The sequence below is a fragment of the Burkholderia sp. LMU1-1-1.1 genome, assembly GCF_040675865.1.
GTDB lineage: Bacteria > Pseudomonadota > Gammaproteobacteria > Burkholderiales > Burkholderiaceae_D > Rugamonas.
Genome location: NZ_JBEGHG010000022.1, coordinates 16,323 through 33,802, shown reverse-complemented (window position 1 = coordinate 33,802; position 17,480 = coordinate 16,323). Strand labels below are relative to the sequence as shown.

General features: G+C 64.7%; 13 protein-coding genes. 2 read left to right on the top strand and 11 right to left on the bottom strand.

What is annotated here, in order from left to right; genetic code table 11:
- Nucleotides 1–26 precede the first annotated feature (26 nt).
- The 6 genes from MRBLMU1_RS18235 to MRBLMU1_RS18210 all read right to left on the bottom strand — a co-directional run bounded on the left by MRBLMU1_RS18235 (nucleotide 27) and on the right by MRBLMU1_RS18210 (nucleotide 9,725).
- Nucleotides 27–920, bottom strand: a complete 894-nt coding sequence (locus MRBLMU1_RS18235; RefSeq protein WP_363503880.1) for a hypothetical protein — start codon at nucleotides 918–920, stop codon at nucleotides 27–29.
- A gap of 169 nt (nucleotides 921–1,089) precedes the next feature.
- The gene (locus MRBLMU1_RS18230; RefSeq protein WP_363503878.1) at nucleotides 1,090–3,093 is read right to left on the bottom strand and encodes an FAD/NAD(P)-binding protein; all 2,004 of its coding nucleotides are present in this window, start codon (nucleotides 3,091–3,093) and stop codon (nucleotides 1,090–1,092) included.
- A gap of 72 nt (nucleotides 3,094–3,165) precedes the next feature.
- The gene (locus tag MRBLMU1_RS18225) at nucleotides 3,166–6,321 is read right to left on the bottom strand and encodes an efflux RND transporter permease subunit (protein WP_363503876.1); all 3,156 of its coding nucleotides are present in this window, start codon (nucleotides 6,319–6,321) and stop codon (nucleotides 3,166–3,168) included.
- Nucleotides 6,322–6,324: 3 nt separating this feature from the next.
- Nucleotides 6,325–7,497 carry an efflux RND transporter periplasmic adaptor subunit gene (locus MRBLMU1_RS18220; RefSeq protein ID WP_363503874.1) on the bottom strand — a complete coding sequence of 391 codons (1,173 nt, stop codon included), beginning with the start codon at nucleotides 7,495–7,497 and terminating at the stop codon, nucleotides 6,325–6,327.
- A gap of 150 nt (nucleotides 7,498–7,647) precedes the next feature.
- Nucleotides 7,648–9,000: an ATP-binding protein gene (locus MRBLMU1_RS18215; RefSeq protein WP_363503872.1), complete on the bottom strand. Its 1,353-nt coding sequence runs from the start codon at nucleotides 8,998–9,000 to the stop codon at nucleotides 7,648–7,650.
- Nucleotides 8,997–9,725: a response regulator gene (locus tag MRBLMU1_RS18210; protein ID WP_315219140.1), complete on the bottom strand. Its 729-nt coding sequence runs from the start codon at nucleotides 9,723–9,725 to the stop codon at nucleotides 8,997–8,999. Before MRBLMU1_RS18210 ends, MRBLMU1_RS18215 begins: the two co-directional genes overlap by 4 nt.
- A gap of 231 nt (nucleotides 9,726–9,956) precedes the next feature.
- On the opposite strand from MRBLMU1_RS18210, the gene MRBLMU1_RS18205 reads away from it, so the two are divergent.
- Nucleotides 9,957–10,433: a Spy/CpxP family protein refolding chaperone gene (locus MRBLMU1_RS18205; RefSeq protein ID WP_363503870.1), complete on the top strand. Its 477-nt coding sequence runs from the start codon at nucleotides 9,957–9,959 to the stop codon at nucleotides 10,431–10,433.
- A gap of 207 nt (nucleotides 10,434–10,640) precedes the next feature.
- On the opposite strand, the gene dsbD is transcribed toward MRBLMU1_RS18205, so the two are convergent.
- Nucleotides 10,641–12,539, bottom strand: a complete 1,899-nt coding sequence (dsbD, locus tag MRBLMU1_RS18200) for a protein-disulfide reductase DsbD (RefSeq protein WP_363503868.1) — start codon at nucleotides 12,537–12,539, stop codon at nucleotides 10,641–10,643.
- A gap of 167 nt (nucleotides 12,540–12,706) precedes the next feature.
- Here dsbD and MRBLMU1_RS18195 point away from each other — a divergent pair, with 167 nt between their 5' ends.
- Complete coding sequence (locus MRBLMU1_RS18195; RefSeq protein WP_363503866.1) at nucleotides 12,707–14,380, top strand: M28 family peptidase; 1,674 nt, start codon at nucleotides 12,707–12,709, stop codon at nucleotides 14,378–14,380.
- Nucleotides 14,381–14,554: 174 nt separating this feature from the next.
- On the opposite strand, the gene rplQ is transcribed toward MRBLMU1_RS18195, so the two are convergent.
- From rplQ to rpsK, 4 genes are all read right to left on the bottom strand, one after another.
- Complete coding sequence (rplQ, locus tag MRBLMU1_RS18190) at nucleotides 14,555–14,953, bottom strand: 50S ribosomal protein L17 (protein WP_090325907.1); 399 nt, start codon at nucleotides 14,951–14,953, stop codon at nucleotides 14,555–14,557.
- 183 nt (nucleotides 14,954–15,136) lie between these two features.
- Nucleotides 15,137–16,114, bottom strand: a complete 978-nt coding sequence (locus MRBLMU1_RS18185) for a DNA-directed RNA polymerase subunit alpha (protein WP_008444343.1) — start codon at nucleotides 16,112–16,114, stop codon at nucleotides 15,137–15,139.
- Nucleotides 16,115–16,223: 109 nt separating this feature from the next.
- Complete coding sequence (gene rpsD / locus MRBLMU1_RS18180) at nucleotides 16,224–16,847, bottom strand: 30S ribosomal protein S4 (RefSeq protein WP_363503864.1); 624 nt, start codon at nucleotides 16,845–16,847, stop codon at nucleotides 16,224–16,226.
- A 224-nt stretch (nucleotides 16,848–17,071) separates the two neighbouring features.
- Entirely contained in the window at nucleotides 17,072–17,476 is a 405-nt protein-coding gene (gene rpsK / locus MRBLMU1_RS18175; RefSeq protein ID WP_008444339.1) for a 30S ribosomal protein S11, read from the bottom strand.
- Nucleotides 17,477–17,480: the final 4 nt, after the last annotated feature.

Genomic DNA, 17,480 nt, shown 5'->3' with positions numbered 1-17,480 from the left:
ATGGACGGGGATTTCCCGCCATCGCCCTACGGCCGGTACTCGGGGAACATTTCCTTGAGCAGGAACGCGGTCAATTCCTTCTCGTCTTCCTTGCGCGCGCTCATGTGGACGGTTTTGCCCAGGCGGCGCGATTCCCATTCGAAATCGCCCGGCTTTTCCTTGCGGATGATCTTGATCATTTCCTTGACCACGGCCGTTTCGATGTCGCGCTCGCCACCCTGCTCGACGTGGATCTGCTGCAGCCAGTTGCGCTTGAAGTTGGTGTTCCAGCCGCGGAATTTGACGTCGGCGCTGTTCGAGCGCTTGTCGACCGAGAACACGCCGCCCGTGTCATCCCTGTCCACGCCGCTGGAGCGGCCCTGGGCGCCGGCGATGTTGGCCTTGGCGATGCGCAGCGCGCGGTCGTTGGCGCTCTCCTCCGGCGCCGGCGGCGCCGGCTGCGGATTGTTGGCTTCGCGCGCGGCGCGGCGCTTGGCGATCATTTCCGACATGTCCGCCTCGGGCGGCGGCGTCATCGTCGCCTGCACCGGCGGCACATAGGTTTCCAGCTTGGGCTTGACGGCGGCCGGCGTCTCGCGCGCAACACTTTGCTTGCGCGGCGGCGGCGGCTTGCTGGCCTTGGCCACCTCGGTCTTCGGCTGCGGTTTGGGTGTGGGCTTGGTCGGCGTGATCGGCTGCGGCTGGATGTAAACCATCTGGCCACCCTTGGGCGGCGCCGAGGTCTTGGTCTTTTCCGGCGCCGGAGCGATGAAGTAGTACAACACCGCTAGCAGGTGCAGGCCGATCGAAATGCCGATGCCGATGCGGTTGCTCTTGGCCTTGCGGTCCCACGTCGCGTACGCCTCCCCCGCCTGCGGCAGGGGTTGCCCGCAGGTTTCGCAATATCCTGTTGCGGAAAGTATATGGGAGTCGTGGTGCAAGATACCAAACCTTGTGCGTGAAAATGCGGCCATAGTGCCAGAGTCCCGATCGTTTGGAAACATCTGTTCAGGACCATCATACCGCGCCCGTCAATTCGGTGCGCGTATCCCAAGTATCCACTTTACAATTTTCACGTCTTGACGGGTGTTACCGTATGTATCCAGGCCTTTACAAAATGACATGTTGGGTATCGTTCACCGGGACGGGCGCGGCCACCGCCGGCCGGCGCCCGGGGGTGTGGCGGGGATGGTCGGCCATCCGGGCGAACATGGCGGTGACACAACGGTCGGCGTCCAGCACCTGGCGCGAGCGCAGCATCGGGCGCGGCAAGGCATGCGTGTAGTAATGACACCCCTCGACCGGATAGCCGAGCGCCCAGATGTTGCGCGCCGGTTCGCCCTGGACGTTGAGCGGCTGGCTGGCCTCGTCGATTTCGATGCCGCCGGGGTGGAACATGCCGTTGTAGTACGGCCGCACTAGGCCGCGTTTTAACACATTACGGATAAGTAAGGACTCGTCCGTCTCGGGGAAAAAGGCGTCCAGCCGGGCCACGACGAGCACGTCGATCGGCCGCCGCTCGTTGCCGTCGGCGAATTTCGTGTTAAGCACATAGGTCGAGTCGTCCTCGTCGACCTCGACCACGCTGTTGGGGCCGGAAACGATGTCGATGACACCGGCGTCGAGCAGCGCCAGCAGCTCCTCGTTGCGGCGCAGCGGCGGGCCGAAGGCGGCGCGGTTGATGGCGGGATGGTAGACGTTGAGGAACTTGCGGTGCGAGGCCGGCGTCAGGCCGCCGTGCTCGACAGCGGCCTGCAAGGTGGCGCGGACGTCGCGCAGCACGTCGGTGGCGGCCTTGGTCGCACTGCCGGTATTGCCCAGCCGGGCCTCACGCAGGTCGGCTTGCAGCCAGTCGGTGAAAAAGTCGCGGAATTCGTCGAGGTTGGCGAACTGGCGCTCGCGCAGCGGGAACAGCAGCGTATCGATCAGCGCCTCGTCGTCGGCGTCCGGCACGAAGGTGAGCGGGTCCGGCACCGGGGAGGCGGCTGGCGACATTGGGTGTTCGACGGCGCCGCCGGCGCGGGCGTTGTTGGCCGGCAGCGCGGCGGTGCGCGCCAGCGTGTTGCGGTAGACCCAGGCCATTTCGCGCTTGAGCAACGGCAGCAGCTCGCGGTCGAAATCGAGCTGGCGGCTGCCGCGCGTGGCCAGCGCCATGCGCCGCAGCCCCTCGACCGCGTCGGGGGTGAAGTAATGCGGGTGGTGGCGGCCGTCCAGCCCCTTCTGGTTGATGCCGCGCGCGGCGTACGGCAGGCAGTTGCGCGAGCACAAGGTCAGTTTCGGCTCGCGCCCGGAACGCTGATACCGTAGCAAACCCGGCCCCCCCTGCCCGTTCGGCTCGCCGTTCGGCTGGCGCACGAAGACGCCGCCGCGCCCGACCGTCAACTCGGCGATCACGTCGTGCGCGCTCAGGCCCAGGCCCTGGATCGCCACGCGCGCCTCGGGGCTGATCCGCGCCAGCTTGTCGAGCGGATAGACGTGGCGCACGAACGACAGGCGGCTGTTGTAACGCGCGTGGTCCTGCGCGAATTTGGCCAGCGAGGCGTCCAGATCGCTGGGCAGGTTGCGGCCGTGGCCGGTGGTGAGGAAGACGAAATCGCTGTGGACGATGAAACCGCTCTCCAGCTCGATGGCGGTGCGCCCGTCCTGCTGCTGCCACAGGTCGTTCGCGCGCTGGCGGTGGTGGGTGAGCGTGACGCAAGCCGGCAACGAGGCCGCCACCTGCTGGTAGGCCCAGGCCAGGTATTCGCCCAGCATGCTGCGCGGCAGGTAATCGGACTCGGTGATGCCGTCGCCGGCGCCCTCGATCCGGTGGTAGCTGTCGCCGAAGCGGCGGTAGCCGCTCTGGCGCGCCCACGCCGTCAGCGACGGAGTGGCGCACAGCGGCGCGTGCTGCACCGCGCCGAGCGCGGGGAACATGGTGACCTGGCTGGCCACCGTGTTGATCAGCAGGTGCTGCGGCTGGCGCGTGGTGTGCACGCCGGGGCCGCATTCGCCGGGTTCGATCAACACGATGTCGAGCAGCAGCTGGCGGCTGCCGGCGATCGCCGCGATGCGTTCGAGCACGCTGAGCCCGCGCGGCCCCATGCCCACGATGGTGACACTGTAGCGTTTCATTCTGGTCGCCTCTTTATTAATAGCCAACTTGCCTATAATAAATAATCGACCCTCAAATTAACTTGTCTCCCGTCAATGCTTGACTATGTTCACCGCCTTCAGTGGTACGGCGTGCACACTTTCATGTTGCCCGACGACGGGCGCGTCGTCGCCGGCCAGTTCGATGTCGCTCATCGGACCGGTGCCGCTGTATTTGTCGAGGAACAGGTAGATGACCGGCGTGATGTACAGCGTGATCACTTGCGAGAAGATCAAGCCGCCCACCACGGCCAGGCCCAGCGGCTGGCGCAGCTCGGCGCCGGCGCCCAGGCCCAGCGCGATCGGCAGCGCGCCCATCAGCGCCGCCAGGGTGGTCATCATGATCGGCCGGAAGCGCAGGATGCACGCCTCGCGGATCGCCTCGGCCGGGGTGCGGCCCTCGTTGCGCTGCACGTGCAGCGCGAAGTCGATCATCATGATGGCGTTCTTCTTGACGATACCAATCAGCATCAGGATGCCGATGATGGCGATCATCGTCAGGTCCAGATTGAACAGGCGCAAGGTCAGCAAGGCGCCGACGGCCGCCGACGGCAGGCCGGCCAGGATGGTCAGCGGGTGGATATAGCTTTCGTACAACACGCCCAGCAGCACGTAGATGACGCCCAGCGCGGCGATGATCAGGATCAGCTGGCTGCCCTGCGAGCTCTGGAACACCGCCGCGTCGCCGCCGTAGTTGGTGATGATCGACGGCGGCAGGCTCATGTCCACGCCCATGCGGTCGATCTTGGCGGTGGCGGTGCCCAGCGGTACGTCCGGCGCCAGGTTGAACGAGATCGTGATCGCCTGCAGCTGGCCCTGGTGGTTGACGGCGGTCGGGCCGATGGTGCGCTCGACGCTGGCAAAGCTCGACAGCTTGACCAGCTGGCCGGTCTTGTTGCGCACCGAGATCTTGGTCAGCGCGCTGTCGAACTGGCGGTCGGCGTCGGCCGCCTCCAGGATCACGTAGTAGCTGGCGGCCGGCGAGTAGATGGTCGACACCTGGCGCTCGCCGAAGGCGAGATAGAGCGCGGTGCGGATGTCGCCGATGGCCACGCCGAGGTTGTTGGCCTTGTCGCGGTCGATCTTCAGCGACGCCTGCAAGCCCTTGTTCTGCGAATCGCTGGTGACGTCGCGGAAGTCGGGATCGTTGCGCATCTGGTCCAGGTATTTCTGCGCCCAGTCGTTGAGCGCGCCCGGACTGACCGATTGCAGGGTGTACTGGTAGCGGCTCTTGGACTGGCGCCCGCCCAGTTGCAAATTCTGCACCGGGCTCAGATACACGGCGATGCCGGGCACGGCCTTGGTGGCCTTGCGCAGGCTGTCCAGCACCTGCGGCATCTTCTGCCGTTCGCCGCGCGGCTTGAGCACCAGGAACATGCGCCCGCTGTTGCCGCCGCTGACGAAGGAGGTCACGTCCTGCACGTTGGGGTCGGCGCGGATCACCGCCACCACGCGGTCCTGCAGCGCCATCAGCGCGGCCGACGAGATGTCCTCGGAGGCCTCGGTGTTGACGCGGATCTGGCCCAGGTCCTCCTCGGGGAAGAAGCCCTTCGGTATCGTCATGTACAGCACCACCGTCAGCAGGAAGGTGCCCAGCGCGGCCAGCAGCACGATAGGCCGGTGGCGCAGCGCCAGGTCCAGCGTGCTGGCGTAGCCGTTGCGCAGCCTGGTGAAGCCGGCCTCGAACCAGCGGCCGAGGAAGTTGCCCTTGTCGTGCTCGGGATCGATGGTGTCGGCCGGCAGCAGGCGGCTGGCCAGCATCGGCACCAGCATCAGCGACACCGCCGCCGACACCAGCACCGACAGCGCCACGACCACGGCGAATTCATGGAACATCAGCCCGATCACACCCGGCATGAAGAAGATCGGGATGAACACGGCCACCAGCGAGACCGAGATCGAGATGATGGTGAAGCCCATCTCCTTGGCGCCGACCAGCGACGCCTGCAGGGGCTTCTTGCCCATCTCGATGTGGCGCACGATGTTTTCCAGCACGACGATGGCGTCGTCGACCACCAGGCCGACGGCCAGGGTGATGCCCAATAATGAAACATTGTCGAGGCTATAACCGAAGGCGTACAACAAGGCCAGCGCGCCCAGCAGCGAGATCGGCATCGTGATCGCCGGGATGAAGGTGGCGGCGGCGCGGCGCAGGAACAGGAAGATCACCATGACGACCAGGAAGATCGTCAGCAGCAGGGTCAGGTTGACGTCGTGGATGGCCTCGCGGATCGACACCGAGCGGTCGTTGACGAGGTTGATGCTGATCGATTCCGGCACCTGGTTCTTGAAACGCGGCAGCAGCGCGCGCACGCCGTCGACCACCTGCACGGTGTTGGCGTCGGGCTGGCGCTGCACCAGCAGCACGATCGAGCGCTCGCCGTTATAGCTGCCGGCGGTCTTGACCGACTGGAAGCTGTCCTCGACGGTGGCGACGTCCTTCAGGCGCACCGGCTCGCCGTTGCGGGTGGCGACGATCAGCTCGGCGAATTCGGACGCCTTCATCAGCTGGGCGTTGCCCTGGATGGTCAGGGTCTGGCTGGGGCCGTCGAGGATGCCCAGCGGGGTGTTGGCGTTGGCCGACTTGATCGCCTGCTGCAATTCGTCCAGGGTCAGGTCGCGCGCGTTCATCAGGTCCGACTTGGCGCGCACCCGCACCGCGAAGCGTTTCTGGCCGTTGACGGTGACCTGCGCCACACCTGGCAGGGTCGACAGGCTGGGCGCGATCAGGTTCTCGGCGTAGTCGTTCAGTTCGGCCAGGGTCATCGACGGCGACGTCATCGTCATGAACAGCACCGGCGCGTCGGCCGGGTTGACCTTGCGGTAGGACGGCAGGTCGGTCATCTCGACCGGCAACTGGCGCTGGGCGCGCAGCAGCGCCGCCTGGACGTCGACCGCCGCCTCGTTGACGTTGACGCTGGGGTCGAACTCCAGGGTCAGCGAGGTGTTGCCCAGCGTGTTGGTGGAGGTGATCAGCGACAGGCCGGCGATGGTGGAGAACTGCTTTTCCAGCGGCAGCGCGACCGACGACGCCATGGTGTCGGGCGAGGCGCCCGGCAGGTCGGCCGAGACGTTGATGACCGGCGTGTTATAGCTGGGCAGCGCGGCGACCGGGATGTAGAAGTACGACAGCACGCCCGCCAGCACCAGGGTCAGCGACAGCAGCACCACCATCACCGGGCGCCGTATGCACAACTCGGAAAGGTTCATCGCTTAGCCCTTCTGTTTCGCGTTATCGACTGTCGGGTCGGCCGGCTTGTCGGCCCCGGCGATCCGCACCTTGCCGCCCGGCCGCAGGTTCTGCTTGCCGTCGACGATGATTTTCTCGGTGCCGCTCAATCCGGACACGGCGGCGTGGTCGCCAAAGGAGTGCAGCCGCTTGATGTTGACCACCTTGGCGGATTGGTCACTATCAACCGCGTAGACGAAGGTGCCGCGGGTATTGCTGATGATAGCGTTTTGCGGGATCACCGTCGCGTCTTTTATCACGTGGGAGACCAGCTGGGTGTTGACGTACTGGCCCGGCCACAGGCTCGAACCCTTGTTGTCGAACTGCGCCTTGACGCGGATGACGCCGGCCACCGGATCGACCGTGTTGTCGATGAAGCTCAGGACGCCGTTGATTTCCTTGTCCGAGCCGCCCAGGGTGACCTTGACCGGCACCTCGCCGCGCTGCTTGGCCTCCAGCAGCGAACCGAGCGCCGACTCCGGCAGGGTGAAGGCGACGTTGATCGGATCGAGCTGGGTGACGGTGGTCAGCGACGTCTCCAGCTGCACCAGGCTGCCCGGATAGACGTTGATGGCGCCAACCCGGCCCGTCATCGGCGCGCGGATGGCGGTGTAGCTGGCGTCGACGCCGACCGCGCGGGCGGCGGCGATGTCGGCCTCGAGCAGCGCACGGGCCGAATCGACCTGGCTCTTGAGGGTGTCGACGGCGCCCTGGGCGACGAATTTCTGCTCCAGCAGATCCATCGCGCGCTGGTACTGGCGCTCGGCGTCGGCCAGGGTGGCGCGGTCGCGCGCGACCTGGGCCTGCGCCTTTTGCACGTTGGCGCGCTGGCTGCGGTCGTCCAGCGAGAACATCAGCTCGCCGGATTTGACGAACTGCCCTTCCTTGATATGCACCTTGGCGATGGTGCTGGTCGTCTGCGGATGCAGGTCGACGGTGCTGACCGGTGTGACGGTGCCGTTCGCTTGCAGCACGACGGCGACATCCTGGCGCGTCGGCGCGACGACGCTGACCGTGGTCGGGCCCTGCGGGCCGTTGCCGTTCTTCGACTGGGCGCCGGTCTGGGCCGCGCCGGAGCCGCCGTGGGTCGCGTACCAGACGCCGCCGCCAAGGATCAGGATGGCGCCCACCACATATGCTAACGAAGATTTTTTCATTTTTTAAGTCAGGGTTTTACTGATGAAGTGACTGCCAAGATTATTGCCGCTGTGCATGAAGGCGAAGCATTGTCGCATGGTTTTTGACCAAAACTCGCGCTTCTTCGCTACTCTGTGGCGTTTTTGCGTGAACTGAAAGCGCCGCGCGGCTCAGCGCGCGGCGTAGTATTCCGGCACCACCAGGGTGACCTCCAGCCCGCCGTCGGCATGGTTGGCCAGCACCACGTTGGCGCCGTGCTGCTCGGCGATGTTGCGGGCGATGGTCAGGCCCAGGCCGGTGCCGCCGGACTCGCGCGAACGCGACGTCTCGATGCGGTAGAACGGCTCGAACACGCGCGCCATCTGGTCGTCCGGAATGCCGGGGCCGCCGTCGCGGATGCGGATGCGCGCCGCGCCCGCCAGGCGCTCGACGGTGACGTTGGCGTGGTGGCCGTATTTGACGGCGTTGTCGATCAGGTTGACCAGGCAGCGGCGGATCGCCATCGGCCGCCCCATCAGCGCCATGCCGGCCTTGCCGTTCAAGGCGACCGGCTGGCCGCTGTCGGTGGCGTCGCTGCAGACGCTGTCGAGCAGCGAATCGAGGTCGAGCGCCTGCATGGTTTCGGTGGTGTCCATGCTGCGCGCCAGGTCCAGGCCTTCCTTGACCATTTGCTGCATGGCCGACAGGTCGTCGATCAGGCGCTGCTGCAGGTCGGCGTTGTCGACCTTCTCCAGCCGCAGGCGCAGGCGCGTGAGCGGCGTTTGCAGATCGTGGGTGATGGCCGCCAGCATTTGCGTGCGCTGCATGATGTGCTGGCGGATGCGCGCCTGCATGGCGTTGAAGGCGGCGCTGGCCTGGCGGATCTCGGCCGCGCCGCTGAGCACCACCGGCGGATGGTTGATGTCGTTGCCCAGGTCCTTGGCGGCCTGCGCCAGCAGCTTGAGCGGGCGCATGGTCATGCGCGTGACCAGATAGGCCAGCACCGCGACACTGAACAGGAAAGGCAGCAGCGCCAGCATCTCGCTGTACTCGGTGGCCGGCTTCTCGGGCGGCGGCAGGATCGACAGCTTGAGCAGTGCGCCGTCGCGCAGGCGCACGCGCATGGCCTCGCAGGCGCCGCCCCACTGCGACGGCGCGAAGATGTAGCTCTGGCGCGGCTGGTAGCAGGCGGCCGGGCGCTCGCGCAGCGGCATCAGCTGGATGCCCTGGCCGAGGCGCTGCTGCAGCCGGGTGGAAAACTCGGTCGGCCCGGTGGTCTCGGCCAGCGGTTCGTCGGGACGCTGCAGCAGGATGGTGCCGCGCGTCGCCATGCGCAGGTAGGTCGCGCGCGACGGTTCGGTGAGCGCCTCGGCGGTCGAGATCAACTGTTCGGCGCGCTCCATCGCGTGGAAGTCGCGGTAGCGCTCGAACGCGCGGGTACGCTCGCCGACGGCCAGCCACTGGGTCAGCGCCGCCGAGGCGATGATACCGAGCAGCAGGACGGCGAAGACCCGGCCGGTCATCGAGCCGAGGAAGGCTTTCAAGGGTGCGGCTCCACGGTGACCTGCCCGGCCAGCACGTAGCCGCCGTTGCGCACGGTCTTGATGATTTGCGGCACGCGCGCGTCCTCGCCCAGCTTTTGCCGCAGGCGGCTGATCTGGATGTCGATCGAGCGGTCGAACGGGTCGGCGTCGCGGCCCTGCGTCAGGTTCAACAGTTGGTCGCGGTTGAGCACGCGGTTCGGGTGTTCGAGGAACACCTTGAGCAGGCGGAATTCGGCGCCCGACAGCATGATGACGATGCCGTCCGGATTGAGCAGGTGGCGCGCGGTCAGGTCCAGCGTCCAGTTGGAAAAGCGCATCTGTTGCGCCTTGTCGGCGCCGCTGCCGCTGGGCATGGCGTTGCTGCGGCGCAGGACGCTGCGGATGCGGGCCAGCAGCTCGCGCGGCTCGAAAGGCTTGGGCAGGTAGTCGTCGGCGCCCATCTCGAGGCCGAGGATGCGGTCGAGCGGCTCGCCGCGCGCGGTCAGCATGATGACTGGCAGGGTCGACTGCGCGCGCAGCTTGCGGCACAGCGTCAGGCCGTCGTCGCCGGGCAGGTTGAGGTCGAGCACGACCAGGTCGGGTTTGGCTTCGTCGAGCATTTTCCACATGGCCAGGCCGTCGGCGGCGCACAGCGCGCGGTAGCTGTTCGATTCAAGGTAGTCGGCCAGCAGGGTACGAATGTCGCGATCGTCGTCGACGATCAGAATAGTAGATGTGGGTTCCATGCCTTAATTATCCTTAGTTCGGACGCGCCTGACCAATCACCAATTGTATCGTCTTGTATATGACCGACAACTTGTGACGACGCGGCGGCAACACGAAACATCTGGATACAAACACTATGACACGGGAAACGTCATGGCAATCTTCGGCTGCGAAGATGGGTTCAAGCGCGACAACAAAACGCCGCGATACCGAATGAATCACTGAACTACTCATCGATAAAGGAAATGACCATGAACATCCTTCGCAAAAGCATACTGATCGGTTTTACGGTGCTGGGCATGGCCGCCGCGCACGCCCAGGACACGGCGCCGGCCGCCGGCCCGGACAAGGCCGCCAACATGGAGCAGCGCCGCGCCAAGATGTCGGAGATGTACGCCAAGCGGCAGGCCAGGCTGCATGACCAGCTGAAGCTGACCACGCAGCAGGAATCGGCCTGGGCCAGCTATCAGGCGGCGATCAAGCCGGCGATGCCGGACGGACCGCGTCCGCAGCGCGGCGAGTTCGCCAAGCTGACGGCGCCTGAGCGTCTGAGCAAGATGATCGAAATGACCAAGCAGCGCGAAGCGAAAATGGAGGCCCACCTGACCGCGCTGACGGCGTTCTACGGCCAGCTGACGCCGGAGCAGAAGAAGGTGTTCGATGATCGCGCGATGGGCGGCAAGCATGGCGGCCACGGCCAGCGCGGCGGCTGGCGTCATCACGGCTAATCTGGAGACACGTAGGGCGGATTAGGCGGGCGAGGCCCGCCAATCCGCCCCGGGGCCCATCGAAGAGGCGGCCTACCTGGCCGGTAGGCCTTAGAGGCGGAACGCCGTAATCCGCCATGTATATGCCGTCGGCGGCTCATGCATGGCGGATTACGCTGCGCTAATCCGCCCTACGTGGAACCACGGCGAACCACGCACCGCGCGACTTTACGGAAACGCGCGCGACAACGAACCGTGGAACTGGCTGGCGTTCTGATACCCGATCACGCGCGAGCCCGGTATCTCCCGCCCTTTGCCGTCGAACAGGATGATCCCCGGCGGCCCGAACAAACCAAACCGCTTCAGCATGGCCTTGTCGTCGGCGTCGTTGGCCGTCACATCGACCTGCAGCAGCACGGTGTTGGCCAGCTTGTCGCGCACCTTGGCGTCGACGAAGGTCAGCTTCTCCATCTCCTTGCACGACACACACCAATCCGCATAGAAATCCAGCATGGCGGTCTTGCCGCCGGTTTGTGCCAGCACCGCGTCCAGCTGCGCCACGGTCTTGATGCGCTGGAAGGCCAGCGGCGTATGCTGGTTGCCGGTCAAGTGCGCCAGCGGCGCCAGCGGATCGCGGCCGCCGCTGACCACCCCGACCAGCTGCGTCAATCCCAGCACGGCGACCACCACGCCCACCGTCTTGCCGACCCACGCTGCTGAGTTGAGCAGCAGGTACATGCCGTAGCCGACCAGCAGCGCGGCCCAGCCCATCATCTGCACCGCGGCCGGCAGCACCGGCGATACCAGCCACCACGCCATCGCCAGCATCAGCACGCCGAAGAAGCGCTTGACCGAGTCCATCCATTTGCCGGCCTTGGGCAGCAGCGCGCCGGCCGAGACGCCGACCAGGATCAGCGGCACGCTCATGCCGACCGCCATGGCGAACAGCGCGGCGCCGCCGATGACGACGTCGCGCGTCTGGCTGATGTAGACCAGCGCGGCGGCCAGCGGCGCGGCCACGCACGGTCCGACGATCAAGGCCGAGATCGCGCCCATGATGAACACGCCGGCCAGCTTGCCCGACGATTGGCGATTCGAGACGCCGCTCAATTTCGATTGCAACGCGGCCGGAACCTGCAGGTCGTAGTAGCCGAACATCGACAGCGACAGGATCGCCATCAGCACGGCGAAGGTGCCCAGCACCCACGGGTTTTGCAACGCGGCGGACAAGCCCTCGCCCGCCAGGCCGGCGGCCACGCCCAGCGCGGTGTAGACGATGGCCATGCCCAGCGCATAGGTGACGGAGAGCAGCAGGCCGCGGCCGCGGTTGCTGCGGTCGCCCTCGCCGACGATGATCGACGACAGGATGGGCACCATCGGCAGCACGCAGGGTGTGAACGACAGGCCCAGGCCGAGCAAGGCGAACAGCGGCAGGATGACCAGCAGGCTGCCGGTCTTGAGCGCGGCTTCCAGCCGGCCCGATTCGCCGACCGGCGCGGCCGCCACGGCGGGGGCCGGCGCGGCCGGCGGCACGATGTCCTCGGCGGTCGGCTTGGGGATGGTGTAGATGTTGACGCCGGGGCTGACCGCGGCCGGCTTGCCTTCACCGATGGCCTGGGCCGTTGCGGTCGCCGGCGCCGCCGCCGGTTTCGTGGCGGGCGCCGCGGCGCCCTTGGCGCCCGGCGCCGCCGGCAACGGCACCGAGCCGCTGCCGGTCAGCTGCGCCTTGTAATCCTGCGGCGAGTAGCACAGGCCCTTTTCGGAGCAGCCCTGGCCGCTGACCAGCAAGGTGAACGGGCCGTCGACGTCGACCGGTATCGTGATGGTGACGTTCTGGCGGTAGGTCTCGACGTCCTTCTCGAAGGTGGCGTCGTAGTGGACCTTGCCGGCCGGGATCAAGGGCGTGCCGAGCTTGGCGCCGACGGCGCTGAACTTGAACGGCTCGCGGTACATGTAGTAACCGTCGGCGATCTGGAAGCTGACCGCGATCGTGTGGCCATCGACCATGCGCGCGGAGAACTTGAACGCCAGTGCGGGATCGAGGAAGTCCTGGGCGCGGGCGGGAGCGGTCAACAGCACGGCGATCAGGGACAACAGCGTGGCGAAAAGACGGGCGAAACGGGACATGAAAACCTTCTATCAGCGGGAGTGGTCGTTGGAGCAAGTGGGATAGTACACCGAGCCGTGCTTTCCCGCCCGCGCCCGGGCCGGGGGGCACGGGTTCCGGCCCGTGGTTTCACCGGTCTCCCCGTTTTGTGCGAAACTCGGCTTTTGCCCACCTGGAGTGCACCCCGATGTCTACGCTACGCCCCTTGCTGTTTTCCGCTTTGGCACTGGCCGCCGTCCCGACGCTGGCGCAGGCGCCGGCCGAGGCGCTGGCCGCCGTGTCCGCCGAGGATTTGCTGGACCATATCAAGACCCTGGCCTCGGACGAATTCGAGGGCCGCGCCCCGGGCTCGGTGGGCGAAGCGAAGACGGTGGCGTATCTGGAGCAGGAATTCAAGAAGCTGGGCCTGAGACCGGGCAATCCGAACGGCAGCTGGGTGCAGCCGGTGCCGATGCGCGGCATGACGCCGACGCCGTCGTTCAGCTACACGATCGGCGGCAAGACGGTGGCGCTCAATTTTCCGGAAGATTATGTCGCGCATTCGACCAGCCAGCCGGTCAAGGTCGGCGTGGACAAGTCCGAGATCGTGTTCGTCGGCTACGGCGTGCAGGCGCCCGAGTACGGCTGGGACGATTACAAGGGCGTCGACGTGCGCGGCAAAACCATTTTGATGCTGATCAACGATCCGGCCGTCCCCGATCCGAAGAATCCGGCCGAGCTCGACCCGGCCATGTTCAAGGGCAAGGCCATGACCTATTACGGCCGCTGGACCTACAAGTACGAGATCGCCGCCAAGCTGGGCGCGGCGGCGGCGATCATCATCCATGAAACCAAGCCGGCCGCCTATCCGTGGGACGTGGTGCGCAGCGGCGGCAACAGCGAGAACTTCAGCCTGCTGCGCGACGGCCCCGATCCGGACGCGCCGGCGGTGCCGGGCTGGATTCAGCTGGACAAGGCCAAGGCGATGATGGCGGCCGCCGGTTACGATTTCGACAAGCTCAAGAAGCAGGCGCTGACCAAGGACTTCCGTCCCGTCAGCCTGAAAGGCACGGCCAGCTTCAAGATCGACAACACGGCGCGCACCGTCAACTCGAACAACGTGGTGGCGATGATCCCGGGCAGCGATCCCAAGCTGAAGGATGAATTCGTCATCTACAGCGCCCACTGGGACCATCTGGGCATCGACGAGCGCCTGCCGGGCGACCGGACCAAGCAGATCTATCACGGCGCGCTCGACAACGCCTCCGGCGTGGCCGCGCTGATGGAGATCGCCAGGGCCTACAAGGCGCTGCCGCCGGGTCAGGCGCCGAAGCGCTCGATCCTGTTCCTGGCGACCACGGCCGAGGAACGCGGCCTGCTGGGGGCGAAGTACTACGCCAGCCATCCGCTGTATCCGCTCAAGAAGACGGTGGCCAATATCAACATCGACGGCATCAACGCCTGGGGCAAGACGGCGCAGATCGAGAACGTGACGTCCGGGCATTCGAGCATCGACGCGCTGCTGGCCAAGTACGCCAAGACCCAGGGCCGGGTGATGGACGGCGATTCGCGTCCCGAGCTGGGCAGCTTCTATCGCGCCGACCAGCTGGAGTTCGCCCGTGCCGGCGTGCCGGTGCTGTACACCAAGGCGCGCAGCCGCTATCTGGACAAGCCGGAGAACTATGCGCGCGAGAAGGTGGATCACTACTTCACCAAGGATTACCACCAGGTGACCGACGATGTGCGCGACGATTGGGATTTCAGCGGCGGCGTGCAGGACATCCAGCTGCTGTTCCAGGTGGGATTGGATATCGCGCAGGGGGTGACGCCGACGTGGAACGCCGGGTCGGAGTTCAAGGCGGGTGACAAGCGGCTGAGGTAACGCGCGCAACCAACCCGGCCTGCGTTTGGCGATACGCGCGGGTCGCCGCTTAGGGGTCGTACCCCATGGGTACGACCCCGGTTGGGGGTGCGGGTTGGCGGCCCGCAAACCACGTCCATAAAAAAAGCCAGGCATCGCCTGGCTTTTTTCTTAGATACTACCCTACAGCGAAGATTACTCTTCAGCGGTTGGAGCGGCGTCGATGTCGGTGACTTCTGGACGGTCCATCAGCTCAACGTAAGCCATTGGAGCGTTGTCGCCAACACGGAAACCCATTTTCAGGATGCGCAGGTAGCCGCCGTTGCGGTTTGCGTAGCGTGGGCCCAGTTCTGCGAACAGCTTCAGAACCATTTCACGATCGCGCAGACGGGAGAACGCCAGACGCTTGTTTGCCAGGGTGTCGGTCTTGCCCAGGGTCAGGATCGGCTCGATCACGCGACGCAGTTCTTTCGCTTTTGGCAGCGTGGTTTTGATGGCTTCATGACGCAGCAGGGAAACGGTCATGTTGCGCAGCATTGCCAGACGGTGGGACGAGGTACGATTCAGTTTACGGAGGCCGTGACGGTGACGCATGGTACTTCCTTTCAGGTGTTTAAATCCGAGTTCTTCGATCGCTCACGTGTGACGGTGGGCGCGGACCGGTTCTAGGGATATACGCCCGCTACAACATGTAGCGGGCGGGTGGTGCAAAATGCTAATCAGTTGGCAACAGGGCAGAACATCGCTGCGCAATGTCCAGCACTGTCGCCCAATTTGTTACTTCTCCAGCCCTGCAGGCGGCCAGTTTTCCAGCTTCATGCCCAGGGTCAGGCCACGGGAAGCCAGAACTTCCTTGATTTCGTTCAGGGACTTGCGGCCCAGGTTCGGCGTCTTGAGCAGTTCGTTTTCCGAACGCTGGATCAGGTCGCCGATGTAGTAGATGTTTTCCGCTTTCAGGCAGTTGGCCGAACGCACGGTCAGTTCCAGATCGTCCACTGGACGCAGCAGGATCGGGTCGACCAGCGGCGCGCGCGATGGCGCTTCGGCGGCGGCTTCGGTGCCTTCCAGGGCGGCGAACACGTTCAACTGGTCCACCAGGACGCGCGCCGATTGACGGATCGCTTCTTCCGGCGAGATGACGCCGTTGGTTTCGATGTTGATGATCAGCTTGTCCAGGTCGGTACGCTGTTCCACGCGAGCGGACTCGACGAAGTAGGAAACGCGGCGCACCGGCGAGAACGACGCATCCAGAATGATGCGGCCGATGGTTTTGTTGGTGTCTTCGGACAAGCGGCGGACGTTGCCCGGCACATAGCCGCGGCCTTTTTCAACCTTGATCTGCATGTCCAGTTTGCCGCCGGCGGTCAGGTGGGCGATCACGTGGTCCGGATTGATCAGTTCCACGTCGTGTGGCAGATCGATGTCCGAGGCCAGGATGGCGCCTTCGCCTTCCTTCTTCAGGGTCAGGGTGACGGAGTCACGGTTGTGGACCTTGAAGACCACGCCCTTGAGGTTCAGCAGCAGATCGACGACGTCTTCCTGCACGCCGTCGAGCGACGAGTATTCGTGTACAACGCCTGCGATCGTCACTTCGGTTGGCGCGTAGCCGACCATCGACGACAGCAGCACGCGGCGCAACGCGTTACCCAATGTATGGCCATAGCCGCGTTCGAACGGCTCCATCACTACTTTAGCGTGGCCGGCGCCGAGCGCCTCTACATCGATAATACGTGGCTTCAACAGACTGTTTTGCATGTAAATGTCCTTTTCAATACCCTCGGCGCGTTAGGCCGATAAGGCTGATGGCATTAGTGAAAACGCCCACTCGCAATCGAGTGGGCGGGATTTGTGCTACGAACTACGATTAACGCGAGTACAGCTCGACGATCAGCGATTCGTTGACGTCGTTGGCGATCTCGTTGCGCTCTGGCAGGGACTTGAAGGTGCCTTCCATTTTCTTGGCATCGACCGACACCCAGCTTGGCATGCCGACTTGTTCAGCCAGCGACAGCGCTTCAACGATACGCACTTGCTTCTTCGACTTTTCGCGCACGGCGACGACATCGCCGATTTTCACTGCGTACGAAGCGATGTTGACCACTTGGCCGTTCACGGTGAACGCTTTGTGCGATACCAGCTGACGCGCTTCGGCGCGGGTCGAGCCGAAGCCCATGCGGTATGCAACGTTGTCCAGGCGGGTTTCCAGCAGCTTCAGCAGGGTTTCGCCGGTGTTACCCTTGCGACGGTCCGCTTCGGCGAAGTAGCGACGGAACTGACGTTCCAGAACGCCGTACATACGCTTGACTTTTTGCTTTTCGCGCAGTTGGTTGCCGTAGTCCGAGGTGCGGGCACCCGACTTGACGCCGTGCTGGCCTGGTTTGACGTCCAGTTTGCACTTGCTGTCGAGCGAGCGGCGTGCGCTCTTCAGGAACAGGTCAGTACCTTCACGGCGGGAGAGTTTTGCTTTAGGTCCGATATAACGTGCCACGATGCTTCCTTTTTATAAATAATAACGCCCCAGCCACATCGAAATATGGTTAGGCGCTAGTCTGATCCTCAGGGTGGGCCAGACGGTGGCTTAAATACGAATAACCCGCCGAATGTGTTCGACAGGCGACAACAGCCGGGCAGTATAACCGTTTCCGGCTTTCTGCTCCAGCGATTTCTGACAGCGGGAAGGAGGCGAAGCGAACTTCGCCGCCGACCGCGCTATTAGATACGACGACGTTTTGGAGGACGGCAGCCGTTGTGTGGCACTGGGGTAACGTCCTGGATCTCGGTGATCTTGATGCCCAGGTTGTTCAATGCGCGCACCGCGGATTCGCGACCAGGACCTGGGCCCTTGATACGCACTTCCAGGTTCTTCACGCCGCATTCAACAGCGACTTTACCAGCCGCTTCAGCCGCAACCTGCGCTGCGAACGGGGTCGATTTACGCGAACCCTTGAAGCCAGCACCACCGGAGGTCGCCCACGACAGAGCGTTGCCCTGGCGGTCGGTGATGGTGATGATGGTGTTGTTGAAGGAAGCGTGAACGTGCGCGATACCTTCGGCGACGTTCTTCTTGACCTTCTTGCGGACGCGCGCTGCTGCTGCGCTGCTTTGTTGCTTAGCCATGTGA

What these genes read in the sequence shown, in the direction of transcription:
- MRBLMU1_RS18185 (WP_008444343.1), bottom strand. Translation starts at nt 16,114, where the DNA reads ATGCAAAACAGTCTGTTGAAGCCACGTATTATCGATGTAGAGGCGCTC.
- rpsK (WP_008444339.1), bottom strand. Translation starts at nt 17,476, where the DNA reads ATGGCTAAGCAACAAAGCAGCGCAGCAGCAGCGCGCGTCCGCAAGAAG.
- MRBLMU1_RS18205 (WP_363503870.1), top strand. Translation starts at nt 9,957, where the DNA reads ATGAACATCCTTCGCAAAAGCATACTGATCGGTTTTACGGTGCTGGGC.
- MRBLMU1_RS18195 (WP_363503866.1), top strand. Translation starts at nt 12,707, where the DNA reads ATGTCTACGCTACGCCCCTTGCTGTTTTCCGCTTTGGCACTGGCCGCC.
- MRBLMU1_RS18220 (WP_363503874.1), bottom strand. Translation starts at nt 7,497, where the DNA reads ATGAAAAAATCTTCGTTAGCATATGTGGTGGGCGCCATCCTGATCCTT.
- MRBLMU1_RS18230 (WP_363503878.1), bottom strand. Translation starts at nt 3,093, where the DNA reads ATGAAACGCTACAGTGTCACCATCGTGGGCATGGGGCCGCGCGGGCTC.
- MRBLMU1_RS18210 (WP_315219140.1), bottom strand. Translation starts at nt 9,725, where the DNA reads ATGGAACCCACATCTACTATTCTGATCGTCGACGACGATCGCGACATT.
- MRBLMU1_RS18225 (WP_363503876.1), bottom strand. Translation starts at nt 6,321, where the DNA reads ATGAACCTTTCCGAGTTGTGCATACGGCGCCCGGTGATGGTGGTGCTG.
- rplQ (WP_090325907.1), bottom strand. Translation starts at nt 14,953, where the DNA reads ATGCGTCACCGTCACGGCCTCCGTAAACTGAATCGTACCTCGTCCCAC.
- dsbD (WP_363503868.1), bottom strand. Translation starts at nt 12,539, where the DNA reads ATGTCCCGTTTCGCCCGTCTTTTCGCCACGCTGTTGTCCCTGATCGCC.